Below are 15317 nucleotides of genomic sequence, written 5' to 3' on the forward strand. Positions count from 1 at the left end.
CGTAACGGCCGTCGTCGCGGTGCGCCGGCGCAGGAATCGAGCGTCGTCCCGGTTGCCGAGGCTGCGGTCGAGCCCGTTTCGGCGAAGTCTGAGCAGCAACCCAATTCTTCGCGTAACGGTCGTCGTCGTGGTGCGCCGGCGCAGGAGCAGGGTGTCGCCGCGGCGGTCGAGGCAACACCTGCAAGCGTTTCGCCAGAGTCGGAGTCCGAACCGCGGCGCTCGCGCAGCGCTCGTCGGCGCGCGGCCGCTGCGGGGCGAAAGCAGGACGCCGGGGCGTCTATGCCAGCCCAGGTTGAGGCGACTTCGCCAAAAGCGCCGAAGCAGGACGACCCGTTGTTTGGTAATACCGACGTCAGACGTAGTCGTGCGGTGAAGCAGGCGCTGCTGGCCGAAGCCAAGGTCGAGGGCGGCAAGCCCAAAACCCAAGGCAAGGCCAAGGCCAAGGCTAAAGGTAATAGCGACAAGGGCAAGGCCAGCGACACGGCCAAGAGCCGTACCGCGCCAGCACGTCAGGATAAAGGGGCGGCTGCCGAAGGGGCTGCGGCGGTGGATGCCAAGGTCAAGAAGGCCAAGGCTGCAAGTGCCAAGAAGAAATCGGCAGGCAAGTCCAAGGCCGAAGGCCAGACCAAGGCTGCAGCCAAAGGCAAGACGAAGACCAAGGCGAAGAAGCCTCATCGCAAGGGTCAGTCGCGCCCCAAGGATGACGCATGAGCCAGCTGGAAACCGTCTACGGTATCCACGCCGTGGAAGCGCTGTTGCGCTTCCATCCGCGGCGGGTGAAGCAGCTGTGGATCGCCGAAGGGCGGCGTGAGCCGCGGGTCGAGGCCCTGCTGGAGCTGGCCGCCGGTCAGCGTCTGGCGGTGGAAAACAAGCCGCGGGCCTTGCTCGATGAGCTGGCCGAGGGTGTGCACCAGGGCGTGGTGGCCCAGGTCAGTCCGAGCCAGGTCTGGGGCGAAGCCATGCTCGAGGAGTTGCTCGACCGGGCCGAAGGGCCGCCGCTGCTGCTGGTGCTCGATGGTGTGACCGATCCGCACAACCTTGGTGCCTGCCTGCGCAGCGCCGATGCTGCCGGGGCCCTGGCGGTCATCGTGCCCAAGGACAAGTCGGCTACCCTGACCGCGGTGGTGCGCAAGGTGGCCTGTGGTGCTGCCGAGGTGCTGCCGCTGGTGGCTGTCACCAACCTGGCGCGGACCCTGGAAAAGCTGCAGAAGCGTGGCCTGTGGATCGTCGGGACCGCCGGTGAGGCGACCCAGGAGATCTACGATGTCGACATGAGCGGGCCGACCGTGGTGGTCATGGGTGCCGAGGGCAAGGGCATGCGCCGTCTGACCCGCGAGCATTGCGATCATCTGGCCCGGCTGCCCATGGGTGGCAGCGTCAGCAGTCTCAATGTCTCGGTGGCGACCGGGGTCTGCCTGTTCGAGGTCGTGCGTCAAAGACGCGCCTCTGCGCCCCGGTAGTCCACGGCAGGAAACGTCTGGGTACCGACGCAGCACGTATCGCACTATACGAATCGCGCCGCAGTGCGCAGAATACCGGCCTCGCCCCGGAAAAGCCCGGGGCGAGGCCTGTCAACAAGAGGATGCCCGCGTGAGTCAGGAGATCCAAGAGCCGGTAGGCTTGCGAGTGCTGCTCGTCGAAGACGATGCCACGCTGCGCATGCTGACCACCGAAGTCATCGAGGAGCTGGACCATCAGGTCACGGCGGTCGCCTCGGCAGAGGCTGCCCTGGAGTTGCTGCCGCAGCGCGAACACGATGTGCTGTTCACCGATATCGGGCTGGGCGGCATGTCCGGCATCGAACTGACCCGGCGCGCCCTGGCGATGGATCCGACGCTGCGCATCGTCGTCGCCTCGGGTTATGCCTTCGAGCGCGAGCCGGGCATGGAAGCGCGGGTCGGGGTGCTGATCAAGCCCTATGACCTGAACAAGATCCGCCAGGCCCTGGCCGACGTGCAACGCTGAGTGCCTGAGGTTGTCCGGCGGTCGCGCCGGACATGCCTGCGGTTGCGCCCTCCGGCGCCCTTCTCTAGAATGTTGCCCCTTGCCCGGAGTGCGTCCGCATTCCACAGGGCAAGTCATCCGAACTATTCACTCCTTGTCTGACCGCGTTTCCGCGGCAGGCTGCAACCCGTAAGGAGCATTAAATGCGTCATTACGAAGTCGTGTTCCTGGTTCATCCGGACCAGAGCGAACAGGTGGGCGGCATGGTCGAGCGCTACACCAAGGCTATCGAAGAAGACGGTGGCAAAGTCCATCGCCTGGAAGACTGGGGCCGTCGTCAGCTGGCTTACGCCATCGACAACGTTCACAAGGCTCACTATGTACTCATGAACATCGAGTGCAGTGCCAAGGCCCTGGCCGAGCTGGAAGACAACTTCCGCTACAACGACGCCGTGATCCGCAACATGATCCTGCGCCGTGACGAGGCCGTCACCGGTCAATCCGAGATGCTCAAGGCCGAAGAAAACCGCAACGAGCGTCGCGAGCGTCGCGAGCGTCCTGCCGAGTCCGAGTCCGAGTCCGCCGAAGGCAACTCCGACGACGCCGACAGCGCCGAGTAATCTGGATCTAGCGAGGAATCATTGTCATGGCACGTTTCTTCCGTCGTCGTAAGTTCTGCCGTTTCACCGCCGAAGGCGTGAAAGAGATCGACTACAAGGATCTCAACACCCTGAAGGCCTACGTCTCCGAAACCGGCAAGATCGTCCCGAGCCGTATCACTGGCACCAAGGCCAAGTACCAGCGTCAGCTGGGCGCCGCCATTAAGCGTGCCCGTTACCTGGCCCTGCTGCCCTACACCGACAGCCACGGTCGTTGATCGACGCCTGATCACGAATAACGGATAAACACGGCATGCGGCCTCTGGCTGAGTTCATCATGCGCGGCCGTACTCAAGCCACCCTCGTGGTGGTGCTGGGTGCAGTCGTGCCGCTGCTGTACTGGATGACCGCTGCCGGTGGCAGCCTGGTGCTGTTGCGCCGGGGACCTGCCGCGGCGGCCGGGGTGCTGGTCTGGGCCCTGCTGCCGGCGCTGTTCTGGCTGTATCTGGGGGATGCCAGCATCGTGCTGGTGTTGCTGGGTTCGACGCTGCTGGCGGCCATTTTGCGCCAGAGCCTGTCCTGGACACGGGTGTTGTTGGCCAGTGTCCCGCTGGGGTTGGTTTTCGCCCTGGTGCTGGGGCAGGTCTATGCCGAGGGCATCGCGCAATTGGCGGAGGAAATCCGCCGGCTGCTGCCCCAGGTGTTGGGCCCGAGCGCGGCGCAGTTGCCGCCGGAAAAGCAGGCGCAGTTGCAGCATTTGCTGCTGCCCGTGCTGACCGGCCTGATGGCGGCGTTCTTCCAGATCACCTGCCTGCTGTGCCTGATGCTCGGGCGCTACTGGCAGGCGGCGCTGTACAACCCCCAGGGGTTCGGTCGCGAATTTCGCGTCCTGCGTCTGCGTCCGGCCATCGCGCTCGGCCTCTTGGCCCTGCTGGTGCTGGCGCCGAACCTGGGCAGCGGGCTTGGCCTGCTGACCCCGCTGTGCAGCGTGCCGCTGGCCTTTGCCGGCATCGCCCTGCTGCACGGGCTGGTGGCGGCCAAGCGCCTGGCAGGATTCTGGCTGGTGGGGCTGTACGTGACGCTGCTGCTGTTCGGGCAGCTGATCTATCCGTTGTTGGTGATTCTGGCTGTGATCGATAGCGTGTTCGATTTCCGTGGGCGGTCTGCGCAAGAGCCGCAGGGGCCCGCGGACGGTGAAGGTTAAAAGTTAAGAGGAAAGACTCAATGGATGTCATCCTGCTGGAAAAGATCGCCAACCTGGGCAACCTGGGCGACAAAGTGAACGTCAAGGGCGGCTACGCCCGTAACTTCCTGCTGCCGCAGGGCAAGGCTACCGCAGCCACCGCTGCCAACGTCGAGGCTTTCGAAGCTCGTCGCGCCGAGCTCGAGAAGCAGGCTGCCGAGAAGAAGTCCGAGGCTGACGCCCGTGCCGCCAAGCTGGCTGACCTGACCGTAACCATCGCTGCCAACTCCGGCGACGAAGGCAAGCTGTTCGGTTCCATCGGCACCCGCGACATCGCCGAAGCCGTCAGCGCCGCTGGCGTCGAGCTGGACAAGAGCGAAGTTCGCCTGCCCAACGGCGCGCTGCGCAGCGTTGGCGAATACGATGTCGAAGTGCACCTGCACACCGACGTCGAAGCTACCGTCAAGATCGTCGTCGTCGCTGAATAAGCGCGCCGTCGCCTGACTGGCGGACTTGCGCCCCGGCGCCGGTCTGTCGACAATCGGGCACGTCATTGCCAAGGCAGTGACGTGCCCTTTGTCTTTTCTGCCGTCCAAAAAATCATTTCGCCGCCCGCAATGGGGGCCCAAGACCTGCGCATGAACGAGATTTCCCTGCCCGAGCAGTACGATCTGCAGACCGCTGCCCTCAAGGTCCCGCCGCACTCCATCGAGGCCGAACAGGCCGTGCTGGGTGGTCTGATGCTGGACAACAATGCCTGGGAGCGCGTGCTCGATCAGGTGTCCGATGGCGACTTCTATCGCCACGACCACAGACTCATCTTCCGCGCCGTGGCCCGTCTGGCCGAGCGCAACCAGCCGTTCGACGTGGTGACCCTGTCCGAACAGCTGGACAACGAAGGCCAGCTGCCCCAGGTGGGCGGCCTGGCCTATCTGGCCGAGCTGGCCAGGAACACCCCCTCGGTGGCCAATATCAAGGCCTATGCGCAGATCGTGCGCGAGCGGGCCACCCTGCGGCAGTTGATCGGCATCAGCGCCGCCATCGCCGACAGTGCCTACAATCCGGAAGGCCGCGGGGCCAACGAGTTGCTCGACGAAGCCGAGCGCAAGATCTTCGAGATCGCCGAGGCCCGCCCGAAATCCGGTGGTCCGGTCGGGGTCAACGACATCCTGACCAAGGCCATCGACCGTATCGACACCCTGTTCAACTCCAGCGAAGCCATCACCGGGGTCTCCACCGGTTTTGCCGATCTGGACGAAAAGACCAGCGGCCTGCAGCCGGCGGACCTGATCATCGTTGCCGGTCGTCCGTCCATGGGCAAGACCACCTTCGCCATGAACCTGGTGGAGAACGCGGTGCTGCGCACCGACAAGGCGGTCCTGGTGTTTTCCCTGGAGATGCCCGCCGACTCCATCGTGCTGCGGATGCTCTCGTCCCTCGGTCGCATCGACCAGACCAAGGTGCGTTCCGGCAAGCTCGACGACGACGACTGGCCGCGGCTGACCTCTGCGGTCAACCTGCTCAACGACCGCAAGCTGTTCATCGACGATACCGCCGGCATCAGTCCTTCGGAAATGCGCGCCCGCACCCGGCGCCTGGTGCGCGAGCACGGCGACCTGGCGCTGATCATGGTGGACTACCTGCAGCTGATGCAGATCGGCGGCAGCAGCGGCGAGAACCGGACCGCCGAGATCTCCGAGATCTCGCGCTCGCTCAAGGGCCTGGCCAAGGAATTCAACTGCCCGGTGGTGGCGCTCTCCCAGCTCAACCGCTCGCTGGAACAGCGGCCGAACAAACGCCCGGTGAACTCCGACCTGCGGGAATCGGGGGCCATCGAGCAGGACGCCGACGTCATCATGTTCGTCTACCGGGACGAGGTGTACCACCCGGAGACCGAATACAAGGGCGTGGCGGAAATCATCATCGGCAAGCAGCGTAACGGCCCGATCGGCACCACGCGGCTGGCCTTCATCGGCAAATACACCCGGTTCGAGAATCTCGCGCCCGGCAGCTACGTTTTCGAGGACGAATGATGGTCAAGGACAAGCTGAAGATCGCGGTCCTGCTCGGCGGCACCAGCGAAGAACGCGACGTGTCCATCGCCAGCGGTGCCCAGGTGGTGGCGGCCCTGCGCCGGCGCGGGCACCAGGTGGTGACCGTGGATACCGCCCTGGGCCTGCTCGACGAGGATGCCGAGCGCGCGCTGCTGGAAGCCCGGGTCGGCCTCGAGCCGCCGGAGCGGACCGCGCTGGTGCGGATGCGCGGCCAGGACGCCGGCGCGCTGCTCAGCCGCGCCCAGCTGGGCGACCAGGATCTGCTGTTCCTCGCCCTGCACGGCGGCACCGGCGAGAACGGCACCCTGCAGACCCTGCTCGACCTGGCCGAACTGCGCTACACCGGCAGTGGCCGGGTGGGCAGCGCCGTGGCCATGGACAAGGACCTCAGCAAACGGCTGTTCCGCGCCGCTGGCGTACCCACCGCCGACTGGCTGATGGCGCCGGCAGATGCCGCGACCGTGGCCGCGACCCTGGGTTTTCCGGTGATCGTCAAACCCAGCCAGCAGGGCTCCACCGTGGGCCTGAGCAAGGTCAGCCGCGCCGAAGACCTGCAACCGGCCATCGAGCTGGCGCTGCGCTATGACCGCGAGGTGATGATCGAGCGCTTCGTCGCCGGGCGCGAGCTGACCGTGGGCGTGCTGGGCGACCAGCCGCTGGCGGTGGGCGAGATCGTGCTCGGCCAGAGCGGGGTGTTCGACTACACCAGCAAATACCAGCCCAAGGGCGCGGTGGAGGTGTTTCCGGCCGAGGTCTCGCCCGAGATCGCCGAGGAAGCGCGCCGCCTGGCCCTGGCCGCGCATCGGGCGCTCAAGCTCGACGGCTACAGCCGTGCCGACTTCCGCCTGGACGCCGAGGGGCGGCTCTGGTGCCTGGAGGTCAACACCCTGCCGGGGATGACCGCCACCAGCCTGCTGCCGCAATCGGCGGCGGCCATGGGCATCGACTTCGACGAACTCTGCGAGCGGATCTGCCAGCTGGCCCTGCAGGACTGACCCCCCACGCAGCCGGCGCCGCTATCGCTTCGGGTGGCGGCGGCTGCGTCTCCCGTCGAAGCCGGATTCGGATCCGCCGCCATGCCCCAGACGCTCACCCCGCTGCAGACCCGGGCGCTGTTCTTTTCCGCGCTGCTGCTGTTCGTGCTGCCCTTCATCCTGGTCGACTTCCCCTATGTCGATGACAACTGGCGCATCCAGCTGGAGAACGGTCCGGAGTGGCGGCAGCAGGGGCGGGTGCTTACCGAGGTCTTCTACCGGCTGCTGACCTTCAGCGGCAGCACCCTCAATCTCTTCCCCCTGCCACTGCTGATCGCCTGCGCCGCAGCCGCCTGGGCCCTGACCGACCTGGCCCGCCACTGTTTCGGCGCGCCGCGGCCGACCCAGTGCCTGGCCCTGCTGCCGCTATGGTTCTCGCCGTTCTGGCTGGGCAACCTGACCTACCAGTACGACGGCCCGACCATGGCCCTGAGCCTGGTGGCGGTGATCTATGCGGTGATCTATCGCAGTCGCCATACCGCGCTGGCGCTGCTGGTACCGGCGGCGCTGCTGGCGGCGGCCATCGCCTTCTACCAGGTGGCGTTCAATGTCTTCGTCGGCCTCTGCTGCCTGGAGCTGGTCCGCGCGGTGCAGCGCCGCGAGGCGCCCAAGCAGGCGCTGCGGCTGGTGCTGCGCCAGGGCCTGCAGCTGCTGCTGGGTGGCGTGCTCTATTGCCTGACGGCCTACCAGCTGATGGCGACCACGCGGCACGCCGGCGTGGGCGGCCAGGTGCTACCCGAGCTCTGGCACCGGCTGGGCGAGGTGCTGCACAGCGTCGGCCTGCTGGTCACCCCGGGCAATCTCTGGCTGTGGTGGCTGTTTGGCGGGCTGGCCGCGATCGGTTACGGCCTGGGGGCCCTGACCTATGCCCGCGCCTATGGCCGACGGGCGCTGCTGCCCCTGCTGCTGTACGCTGCGACCTTGCCGGTGCTGGCCTTTTGCGTGGCCGGCATCACCCTGCTGTTCAGCGATTTCATCCTCGAAGCCCGCACCCTGATGGGACTGGCGGTCGTCCTGACCCTGGCGCTGCTGCTGGCCCATGATTTGCTGGAGCGATTCCAGCCACGGCTGACCTGGCTGCTGGTGCTGCCGGTGCTGTGGATGCTGTCGCTGGCCTATGTCTATGGCCAGGTGCTGTCGGCGCAGAAGACCTTCGAGCGCGGTTTCGTCCAGGAGCTGCACCACGACCTCAGCAGTCGTCCGGAGCTGCGGCCGCTCAAGCGCCTGCTCTGGACCGGCGGTCCGCTGGAGGTGGCCTGGCTGCCGCTGGCGCAGAAGACCTTCGAGCAGGTGCCGGTGCTACCCTTCATCCTCGGCCTGTCGCCGGGCAACTTCATGATCGCCGAGCGGCTGCTGGACCTGGGGGTGATCGACGATGCCGACAGCGACAGCTGCAGCCAGCGGGTGGCCGTGCCGGGCGCCGCCACGCGGCTGGTGGACAACCGCTTCTACGACATCTGGGCGCTGGGTGAGGACGGCTGCATCATCATGAAGCCGCAGCGACCCTGGGTGCCGTTCGAGTAGCGGGGTAGGTTGGGCTGAGACGGTTCCCTCGTCGAAGCCCAACGAGCGGTGCCTGATGCAGGTATTGGGCTTCGCTCTGCTCAGCCCAACCTGCGGGGGCGAAGGCGATCAGCCCCGACGCAGCTTGTAGCAGAGGAACAGGAAGGCCAGCCAGACCGGGATGGCGTAGACCGAGACGGCGATGCCGGGGATGCGCAGCATCAGCACCAGGATCATGCCGACGAAGGCCAGGCACAGCCAGTTGACGAAGGGCGACCAGAACGCCGGGAAGTGCGAGGTGCGCCCGGCCTGGCGCTGGGCAGCGCGGAATTTCAGGTGGGTCAGGCTGATCAGCGCCCAGGCGATCACTAGCGAGGCCACCACCAGCGACATCAGCAGCTCCAGGGCATTCTGCGGCAGCAGGTAGTTGACCACCACGCAGAGCAGGGTCACCGCCGAGGACACGGCGATGCCCAGCAGGGGCACGCCCTGGCGATTGGTGCGCAGCAAGGCGCGCGGGGCATCGCCCTGTTCGGCCAGGCCGTAGAGCATGCGGCTGGTGCAGTAGACGCCGCTGTTGTAGACCGACAGCGCCGCGGTCAGCACCACGAAGTTGAGCAGATGGGCGGCGGTGTCGCTGCCGAGCAGGGCGAAGGTCTGCACGAAGGGACTGCCGGCGTAGTCGTCGCCGCCGGCGCCGATGCTGCGCACCAGTTCGTCCCAGGGATGCAGCGACAGCAGGATGGTCAGGGCGCCGACATAGAAGATCAGGATGCGCCAGACCACCTGGTTGATGGCCTTGGGGATCACGGTGCGCGGCTGGTCGGCTTCGGCGGCGGTGATGCCTACCAGCTCCAGGCCGCCAAAGGAAAACATGATGATCGCCAGCACCGCGAACAGGCCGCTCCAGCCGTTGGGCAGGAAGCCGCCATGGTTCCAGAGATTGCTCACCGAGGCCTCGGGGCCACCGCTGCCGCTGACCAGCAGCCAGAGCCCGAAGGCCATCATGCCGAGGATGGCCACCACCTTGATCAGCGCGAACCAGAACTCGGTCTCGCCAAAGGCCTTCACGTTGAACAGGTTGATGGCGTTGACCAGCACGAAGAACACCAGGGCGCTGGCCCAGGTCGGCACCTCGGGCCACCAGTACTGCACGTACTTGCCCACCGCGGTGAGCTCCGACATGCCCACCAGCACATAGAGCACCCAGTAGTTCCAGCCGGAAAGAAAGCCCGGGAAACGGCCCCAGTAGCGACTGGCGAAGTGGCTGAAGGAGCCGGCCACGGGCTCCTCGACGATCATCTCGCCGAGCTGGCGCATGATCAGGAAGGCGATGAAGCCGGCGATGGCGTAGCCGAGGATCATCGCCGGACCCGCCGACTTGAGCACCCCGGCCGAGCCGAGGAACAGACCGGTGCCGATGGCCCCGCCGAGGGCGATCAGCTGGATATGACGATTCTTCAGGCCGCGCTGCAACTGGCCGGCGGCGGGTTGGGGCTGGGACATGGACGGGGGTGTCTCGGTGGTGAGGGGAGCGGGCGGCTATGGTAGCACTCCTGTCGCCAGGGGCCTGGTCCTGGGACGTTGCCCTCACCCCGGCCCTCTCCCGGAGGGAGAGGGGGAAGAGCGTAGCGGGGCAGGGGTCGCCGGTGAGTCTCCCTGTCGGCCCTCTTCCCCTGGAGAGGGGAACGAGCAGGTGCCTGAGGTGCTTTTACCCTCTCTCTCTCCTGCGGAGAGGGTTGGGGTGAGGGCGAGTCCAGAACCACCGTCGATAGCCAAAGGCAATCGATGTCCGGGGGCTGAACTGGTCATTTTTTGTGCTATTCTTCGCGCCCTCCTGAAAACACCCCTATCCCGGAAGCTGCCATGCAAGCCGCCACGCCGCTGTTCGACTATCCGAAATACTGGGCCGAGTGCTTTGGTCCTGCATCCTTCCTGCCCATGAGTCGGGCGGAGATGGAGCAACTCGGCTGGGACAGCTGCGACATCATCATCGTCACCGGGGACGCCTACGTCGATCACCCGTCCTTTGGCATGGCCATCATTGGCCGGTTGCTGGAGGCCCAGGGCTTCCGCGTGGGCATCATCGCCCAGCCGGACTGGCATTCGAAGGACGACTTCATGAAGCTCGGCGAGCCGAATCTGTTCTTCGGTGTGGCCGCGGGCAACATGGACTCGATGATCAACCGCTACACCGCGGACAAGAAGGTCCGTTCCGACGATGCCTATACCCCGGGCAACGTCGCCGGCAAGCGTCCGGATCGCGCCAGCCTGGTCTACAGCCAGCGCTGCAAGGAAGCCTACAGCCACGTGCCGATCGTGCTCGGTGGCATCGAGGCCTCGCTGCGCCGGATCGCCCACTACGACTACTGGCAGGACAAGGTCCGGCGCTCGATCCTGATGGACGCGACCGCCGACATCCTGCTCTATGGCAACGCCGAGCGGGCGGTGGTCGAGATCGCCCAGCGGCTGTCGCGTGGCGAGCGCGTCGAGGCCATCACCGATGTGCGCGGTACCGCCTTCATCCGGCGTGATACGCCCGCGGGCTGGTTCGAGGTCGACTCGACCCGCATCGATCGACCCGGCCGCGTCGACAAGATCATCAATCCCTACGTGAATACGCAGGACACCGAGGCCTGCGCCATCGAGCAGGCGAAGGGTGAGGTCGAGGACCCCAACGAAGCCAAGGTGGTGCAGCTGCTGGAAAGCCCGCGCATGACCCGCGACAAGACGGTGATCCGCCTGCCGTCCTTCGAGAAGGTGCGCAACGACCCGGTGCTCTATGCCCACGCCAACCGCGTGCTGCACCTGGAAACCAATCCGGGCAACGCCCGCGCGCTGGTGCAGCGGCATGGCGAGGTGGACGTCTGGTTCACGCCGCCGCCCATCCCCATGACCACCGAGGAAATGGACTATGTGTTCGGCATGCCCTATGCGCGCGTGCCGCACCCGGCCTATGGCAAGGAAAAGATCCCGGCCTACGAGATGATCCGTTTCTCGGTCAACATCATGCGCGGCTGCTTTGGTGGCTGCACCTTCTGCTCCATCACCGAGCACGAAGGCCGGATCATCCAGAATCGCTCCCACGACTCGATCATTCGCGAGATCGAGGAGATGCGCGACAAGGTGCCGGGCTTCACCGGCGTGGTCTCGGACCTTGGCGGGCCGACCGCCAACATGTACCGCATCGCCTGCAAGGACCCGGAGATCGAGCGCCACTGCCGCAAGCCGTCGTGCGTGTTCCCCGGTATCTGCGAGAACCTCAATACCGATCACTCCTCGCTGATCGAGCTGTACCGCAAGGCGCGGGCGCTACCGGGGGTGAAGAAGATCCTGATCGCCTCGGGGCTGAGATACGACCTGGCCGTGGAGTCGCCCGAATACGTCAAGGAACTGGTCACCCACCATGTCGGCGGCTACCTGAAGATCGCGCCCGAGCACACCGAGCGCGGTCCGCTGGACAAGATGATGAAGCCCGGCATCGGCAGCTATGACCGCTTCAAGCAGATGTTCGAGAAGTACACCAAGGAGGCGGGCAAGGAGCAGTACCTGATTCCCTACTTCATCGCGGCGCACCCGGGCACCACCGACGAGGACATGATGAACCTCGCGCTGTGGCTCAAGCGCAACGGCTTCCGCGCGGATCAGGTCCAGGCCTTCTATCCCTCGCCGATGGCCACCGCCACGGCCATGTACCACTCGGGCAAGAATCCGCTGCGCAAGGTCACCTACAAGAGCGACGGCGTGACCATCGTCAAGAGCGACCAGCAGCGCCGCCTGCACAAGGCCTTCCTGCGCTACCACGATCCCAGGGGCTGGCCGATGCTGCGCGAGGCGCTCAAGGAGATGGGGCGCGCCGACCTGATCGGGCCGGGCAAGCACCAGTTGATCCCGGCCACCCAGCCGGTGGGCGACGCCGGCTACCAGAGCGCGCGGCGCAAGAATTCCACCCCGGTGGGCAGCAAGAAGGCCGGTACCGGCGGTGGGCGCATCCTCACCCAGCACACCGGCCTGCCGCCCCGCGCCAGCGATGGCAGCAAGGCCTGGGACAAGGGCCAGGAAGGCCAGGCCGCCGGCTACGCCAAGGGCGGTCCGCGCAAGAAATCGCGGCGCCAGCCGAACATGCCGCGCTGAGGCTATCGCGGCCAGGGCAGTCCGCCGAAGCGGTCGCTCCTACGGGGTGCGATGCTTCTGTAGGAGCGGCCCATGGCCGCGATCAAGCCGCTACAAATGTTTAACTGGTCGTTTTCATCTCTCAAGGACGAGCGATGTCATCACGTCATGCGGCGTTGCGCAAGGGTCGTGTTTCTTTGCCCGGCCAGCTGTATCTCCTGACCACGACTACCAGCCAGCGCCAGGCGCTGTTCGCCGATTTCCCCGTGGCATGCACGGTGGCCCGGACCTTTAACGATCCTTGTTTGCTTGATGACGCCAGGCTGCTTGCGTGGGTGTTGATGCCGGATCACGTCCATTGGCTGGTTTCGTTGGGTGAGCGTTTCAGCCTGGACGAGTTGGTCCTGCGCCTAAAGTCGGCCAGTGCACGTCGGGTCAATGCGATCCGCAATACCAAAGGGGCTGTGTGGGCGCCGGCCTATCATGACCACGCTCTAAGAGCCGAAGAAGATGTCCAGGCGGTGGCCCGGTACATCGTTGCCAATCCGGTGCGGGCGGGGCTGGTGAAGCGGGCGGGTGATTATCCGTTTTGGGATGCGGTGTGGTTGTAGATCGTGCCAGGAAAGCTGATCGCGGCCATGGGCCGCTCCTACGGGGCATATCGGAGCCTATAGGAGCGGCCGCATCGGCGGACCGCCATGGCCGCGATATCAGCCGCGCAATTCGGCGAAATGGGCCTGCATGCGGTCGGCGTCGGCGCTGCGGCCGCTGAAGAGTTCGAAGGCCTTGACCGCCTGGAACACGGCCATAGTGCCGCCATCCAGGGTGCGGCAGCCGAGGGCGCGGGCCTGGCGCAGCAGTTCGGTTTCCAGCGGGAAGTAGATGATTTCGGCGACCCAGAGGCCGGGGTGCAGCAGTTCGGCCGGCAGTGGCATGCCGGGCAGCTTGACCATGCCCACCGGCGAGGTGTTGACCAGGCCGTCGGCGGCGGCGACTGCGGCGGCCCGGTCGGTGCCGACCGCGGCGCGCCCGGGGCCGAAGTGGCGGGTCAGGTTGTCCACCAGCGCCTGGGCGCGCTCGGCCTCGACGTCGAAGATGAACAGATGGTCGACGCCCTCGGCGAGCAGGGCGTGGGCCACGGCGCTGCCGGCGCCGCCGGCGCCCAGCTGCACCACCAGGCGCTTGGCCACGTCCGGCAGGCCGCGGCGAAAGCCTTCGGCGAAGCCCAGGCAGTCGGTGTTGTGACCCACGGTGCGGCCGTCGGCCAGCACCACGGTATTCACCGCGCCGATGCCGCGCGCCTCGGGCGAGAGATCGTCGAGCAGCGGGATGATCGCCTGCTTGCAGGGAAAGGTGATGTTGAGGCCGGTGAAGCCGGTGCGCTGGGCGGCCTGCAGCAGCTCGGGCAGGGCGTCGGCAGCGAGGCCGAGGGCATCCAGGTCGATCAGCCGATAGAGGTATCTGAGACCCTGGGCGTCGCCTTCGCGTTCGTGCATGGCGGGCGTCAGCGAGGCCTGGATGCCGGCGCCGATGAGGCCGGCGAGGACGGATTTGGGTGCGGTCATGGAGTCAGTTTCCCTGGTGGGCGATGAGGGCGGCGATGGCGGCGCGATATCCCTGGCTACCGAGGCCGCAGATGACGCCGACGGCGATGCCCGAGACATAGGAATGATGACGGAAGGCTTCGCGGCGATGCACGTTGGACAGGTGCACCTCGTAGACCGGCAGCTCGCTGGCCACCAGGGCGTCGCGCAAGGCCACCGAGGTGTGGGTCCAGGCGGCGGGATTGATCACCACCCCGGCATAGGCGCCGCGGGCCGCGTGAATCCAGTCGAGCAATTCGCCCTCGTGGTTGGTCTGGCGGAAGTCCACCTCGTAACCCCCGGCGGCGGCGCTCTCGGTACACAGCCGGGCGACGTCGGCCAGGGTCTCGTGGCCGTAGGTGGCGGGCTCGCGGGTGCCGAGCAGATTGAGGTTGGGTCCGTTGAGGACCAGGATGCGGCGGGAGGACATGACAGCCTTCTCTCTTGTTGTCTTGCCGGGCAGGCGCTGCCCGGCACTGGAGAGAAAATGTACCAGCCGGTTAATTCCGTCAATCGAGTCGGTCGGGCGGGTGGCAGGGCAGGCTGCGGAAGCGTTCGATTATCGGCCCTGGTGACTCAGATCGCCACCAGTCCGCGTACCCCCTCGGCCTCCATGTCGACCCCGCGACCGCGCTGGACGATCTCGCCACGGGACATCACCAGGTAGCCGTCGGCCAGTTCGCTGGCAAAGTCGTAGAACTGCTCCACCAGCAGGATGGCCATGTCGCCGCGCTTGGCCAGGTGGGCGATGACGGTGCCGATCTCCTTGATCACCGAGGGCTGGATGCCCTCGGTGGGTTCGTCGAGGATCAGCAGCCGCGGGCGGCTGGCCAGGGCGCGGCCGATGGCCAGCTGCTGCTGCTGGCCGCCGGAGAGGTCGCCGCCGCGACGCTGGCGCATCTGCCGGAGCACGGGGAAGAGTTCGTAGATGGATTCGGGCACCTCGCGGGCTTCCCGGGCGGGAAAGCGCGACAGGCCCATGAGCAGATTTTCCTCGACGGTGAGGCGCGGAAAGATCTCGCGGCCCTGGGGCACGTAGGCGATGCCGGACTGCACCCGCTGATGCGGCTTGCGGGCGGTGATGTCCTGGCCTTCCCAGGTGACGCTGCCGCGCTTGGCCGGGATCAGGCCCATGAGGCAACGCAGCAGGGTGGTCTTGCCGACGCCGTTGCGGCCGAGCAGGCTGGTGACCTCGCCGATGGGGGCCTCGAAGGACAGGCCACGCAGGATGTGGCTGCCGCCGTAGTACTGATGGAGTTCGTTGACCTGGAGCATGGGGGCCTCGGGGAGATTCTTTGATCGCG

The 15317-nt window shown here is 66.3% G+C and carries 15 protein-coding genes and 1 pseudogene; 12 read left to right on the plus strand and 4 right to left on the minus strand.

The genetic code is table 11. From position 1 onward, the window contains the following. The 10 genes and pseudogenes from PVZ72_RS19580 to PVZ72_RS19625 form a co-directional block, all read left to right on the plus strand. Nucleotides 1–711: pseudogene (locus PVZ72_RS19580) on the plus strand (ribonuclease R); the annotation flags it as partial. Next, nucleotides 708–1460 carry a 23S rRNA (guanosine(2251)-2'-O)-methyltransferase RlmB gene (rlmB, locus tag PVZ72_RS19585; protein ID WP_273862784.1) on the plus strand — a complete coding sequence of 251 codons (753 nt, stop codon included), beginning with the start codon at nucleotides 708–710 and terminating at the stop codon, nucleotides 1458–1460. The pseudogene PVZ72_RS19580 and the gene rlmB, both read left to right, overlap by 4 nt. Before the next feature lie 130 nt (nucleotides 1461–1590). Continuing rightward, entirely contained in the window at nucleotides 1591–1965 is a 375-nt protein-coding gene (locus PVZ72_RS19590) for a response regulator (RefSeq protein WP_007161147.1), read from the plus strand. 182 nt (nucleotides 1966–2147) lie between these two features. Next, the gene (gene rpsF / locus PVZ72_RS19595) at nucleotides 2148–2564 is read left to right on the plus strand and encodes a 30S ribosomal protein S6 (protein WP_007161146.1); all 417 of its coding nucleotides are present in this window, start codon (nucleotides 2148–2150) and stop codon (nucleotides 2562–2564) included. A 26-nt stretch (nucleotides 2565–2590) separates the two neighbouring features. Further along, on the plus strand, nucleotides 2591–2821 hold the full coding sequence (gene rpsR, locus PVZ72_RS19600; RefSeq protein ID WP_059316384.1) for a 30S ribosomal protein S18: 231 nt from the start codon (nucleotides 2591–2593) through the stop codon (nucleotides 2819–2821). 35 nt (nucleotides 2822–2856) lie between these two features. Then, the gene (locus tag PVZ72_RS19605) at nucleotides 2857–3747 is read left to right on the plus strand and encodes a hypothetical protein (RefSeq protein WP_273862785.1); all 891 of its coding nucleotides are present in this window, start codon (nucleotides 2857–2859) and stop codon (nucleotides 3745–3747) included. Between the two features lie 20 nt (nucleotides 3748–3767). Then, on the plus strand, nucleotides 3768–4214 hold the full coding sequence (gene rplI, locus PVZ72_RS19610; RefSeq protein ID WP_158896715.1) for a 50S ribosomal protein L9: 447 nt from the start codon (nucleotides 3768–3770) through the stop codon (nucleotides 4212–4214). Nucleotides 4215–4364: 150 nt separating this feature from the next. Beyond that, nucleotides 4365–5759: a replicative DNA helicase gene (gene dnaB, locus PVZ72_RS19615; RefSeq protein WP_158896716.1), complete on the plus strand. Its 1395-nt coding sequence runs from the start codon at nucleotides 4365–4367 to the stop codon at nucleotides 5757–5759. Next, nucleotides 5759–6775: a D-alanine--D-alanine ligase gene (locus PVZ72_RS19620; RefSeq protein WP_187981006.1), complete on the plus strand. Its 1017-nt coding sequence runs from the start codon at nucleotides 5759–5761 to the stop codon at nucleotides 6773–6775. Before dnaB ends, PVZ72_RS19620 begins: the two co-directional genes overlap by 1 nt. Nucleotides 6776–6856: 81 nt before the next feature. Further along, the gene (locus PVZ72_RS19625) at nucleotides 6857–8338 is read left to right on the plus strand and encodes a glucosyltransferase domain-containing protein (RefSeq protein ID WP_273862786.1); all 1482 of its coding nucleotides are present in this window, start codon (nucleotides 6857–6859) and stop codon (nucleotides 8336–8338) included. Between the two features lie 108 nt (nucleotides 8339–8446). On the opposite strand, the gene PVZ72_RS19630 is transcribed toward PVZ72_RS19625, so the two are convergent. Next, nucleotides 8447–9823, minus strand: a complete 1377-nt coding sequence (locus tag PVZ72_RS19630; RefSeq protein ID WP_133862310.1) for an amino acid permease — start codon at nucleotides 9821–9823, stop codon at nucleotides 8447–8449. Nucleotides 9824–10183: 360 nt separating this feature from the next. Between PVZ72_RS19630 and PVZ72_RS19635 the strand changes: the two genes are divergently transcribed. Next, nucleotides 10184–12451, plus strand: coding sequence for a YgiQ family radical SAM protein (locus tag PVZ72_RS19635; protein WP_273862787.1), 2268 nt, complete (start codon nucleotides 10184–10186; stop codon nucleotides 12449–12451). Nucleotides 12452–12585: 134 nt separating this feature from the next. Next, nucleotides 12586–13041, plus strand: a complete 456-nt coding sequence (locus PVZ72_RS19640; RefSeq protein WP_187981010.1) for an REP-associated tyrosine transposase — start codon at nucleotides 12586–12588, stop codon at nucleotides 13039–13041. A 99-nt stretch (nucleotides 13042–13140) separates the two neighbouring features. Here PVZ72_RS19640 and PVZ72_RS19645 read toward each other — a convergent pair whose 3' ends face one another. The 3 genes from PVZ72_RS19645 to urtE all read right to left on the minus strand — a co-directional run bounded on the left by PVZ72_RS19645 (nucleotide 13141) and on the right by urtE (nucleotide 15288). Continuing rightward, entirely contained in the window at nucleotides 13141–13995 is an 855-nt protein-coding gene (locus PVZ72_RS19645) for a shikimate dehydrogenase (RefSeq protein ID WP_187981011.1), read from the minus strand. A 4-nt stretch (nucleotides 13996–13999) separates the two neighbouring features. Further along, entirely contained in the window at nucleotides 14000–14443 is a 444-nt protein-coding gene (aroQ, locus tag PVZ72_RS19650; protein ID WP_133862306.1) for a type II 3-dehydroquinate dehydratase, read from the minus strand. Nucleotides 14444–14589: 146 nt separating this feature from the next. After that, nucleotides 14590–15288 (minus strand): urea ABC transporter ATP-binding subunit UrtE, encoded by a 699-nt coding sequence (urtE, locus tag PVZ72_RS19655; protein WP_187981302.1) that lies wholly within the window; start codon nucleotides 15286–15288, stop codon nucleotides 14590–14592. Nucleotides 15289–15317: the final 29 nt, after the last annotated feature.

Origin of the sequence: Pseudomonas sp. LA5 (assembly GCF_028640825.1) — a bacterium.
Lineage (GTDB): Bacteria > Pseudomonadota > Gammaproteobacteria > Pseudomonadales > Pseudomonadaceae > Chryseomonas > Chryseomonas aestiva.

Coding starts and splice junctions, on each gene's coding strand:
- rpsR (WP_059316384.1), top strand. CDS start 2,591: ATGGCACGTTTCTTCCGTCGTCGTAAGTTCTGCCGTTTCACCGCCGAA.
- PVZ72_RS19635 (WP_273862787.1), top strand. CDS start 10,184: ATGCAAGCCGCCACGCCGCTGTTCGACTATCCGAAATACTGGGCCGAG.
- rpsF (WP_007161146.1), top strand. CDS start 2,148: ATGCGTCATTACGAAGTCGTGTTCCTGGTTCATCCGGACCAGAGCGAA.
- PVZ72_RS19645 (WP_187981011.1), bottom strand. CDS start 13,995: ATGACCGCACCCAAATCCGTCCTCGCCGGCCTCATCGGCGCCGGCATC.
- aroQ (WP_133862306.1), bottom strand. CDS start 14,443: ATGTCCTCCCGCCGCATCCTGGTCCTCAACGGACCCAACCTCAATCTG.
- rlmB (WP_273862784.1), top strand. CDS start 708: ATGAGCCAGCTGGAAACCGTCTACGGTATCCACGCCGTGGAAGCGCTG.
- PVZ72_RS19620 (WP_187981006.1), top strand. CDS start 5,759: ATGGTCAAGGACAAGCTGAAGATCGCGGTCCTGCTCGGCGGCACCAGC.
- dnaB (WP_158896716.1), top strand. CDS start 4,365: ATGAACGAGATTTCCCTGCCCGAGCAGTACGATCTGCAGACCGCTGCC.
- rplI (WP_158896715.1), top strand. CDS start 3,768: ATGGATGTCATCCTGCTGGAAAAGATCGCCAACCTGGGCAACCTGGGC.
- PVZ72_RS19640 (WP_187981010.1), top strand. CDS start 12,586: ATGTCATCACGTCATGCGGCGTTGCGCAAGGGTCGTGTTTCTTTGCCC.
- PVZ72_RS19625 (WP_273862786.1), top strand. CDS start 6,857: ATGCCCCAGACGCTCACCCCGCTGCAGACCCGGGCGCTGTTCTTTTCC.
- PVZ72_RS19630 (WP_133862310.1), bottom strand. CDS start 9,823: ATGTCCCAGCCCCAACCCGCCGCCGGCCAGTTGCAGCGCGGCCTGAAG.
- urtE (WP_187981302.1), bottom strand. CDS start 15,288: ATGCTCCAGGTCAACGAACTCCATCAGTACTACGGCGGCAGCCACATC.
- PVZ72_RS19605 (WP_273862785.1), top strand. CDS start 2,857: ATGCGGCCTCTGGCTGAGTTCATCATGCGCGGCCGTACTCAAGCCACC.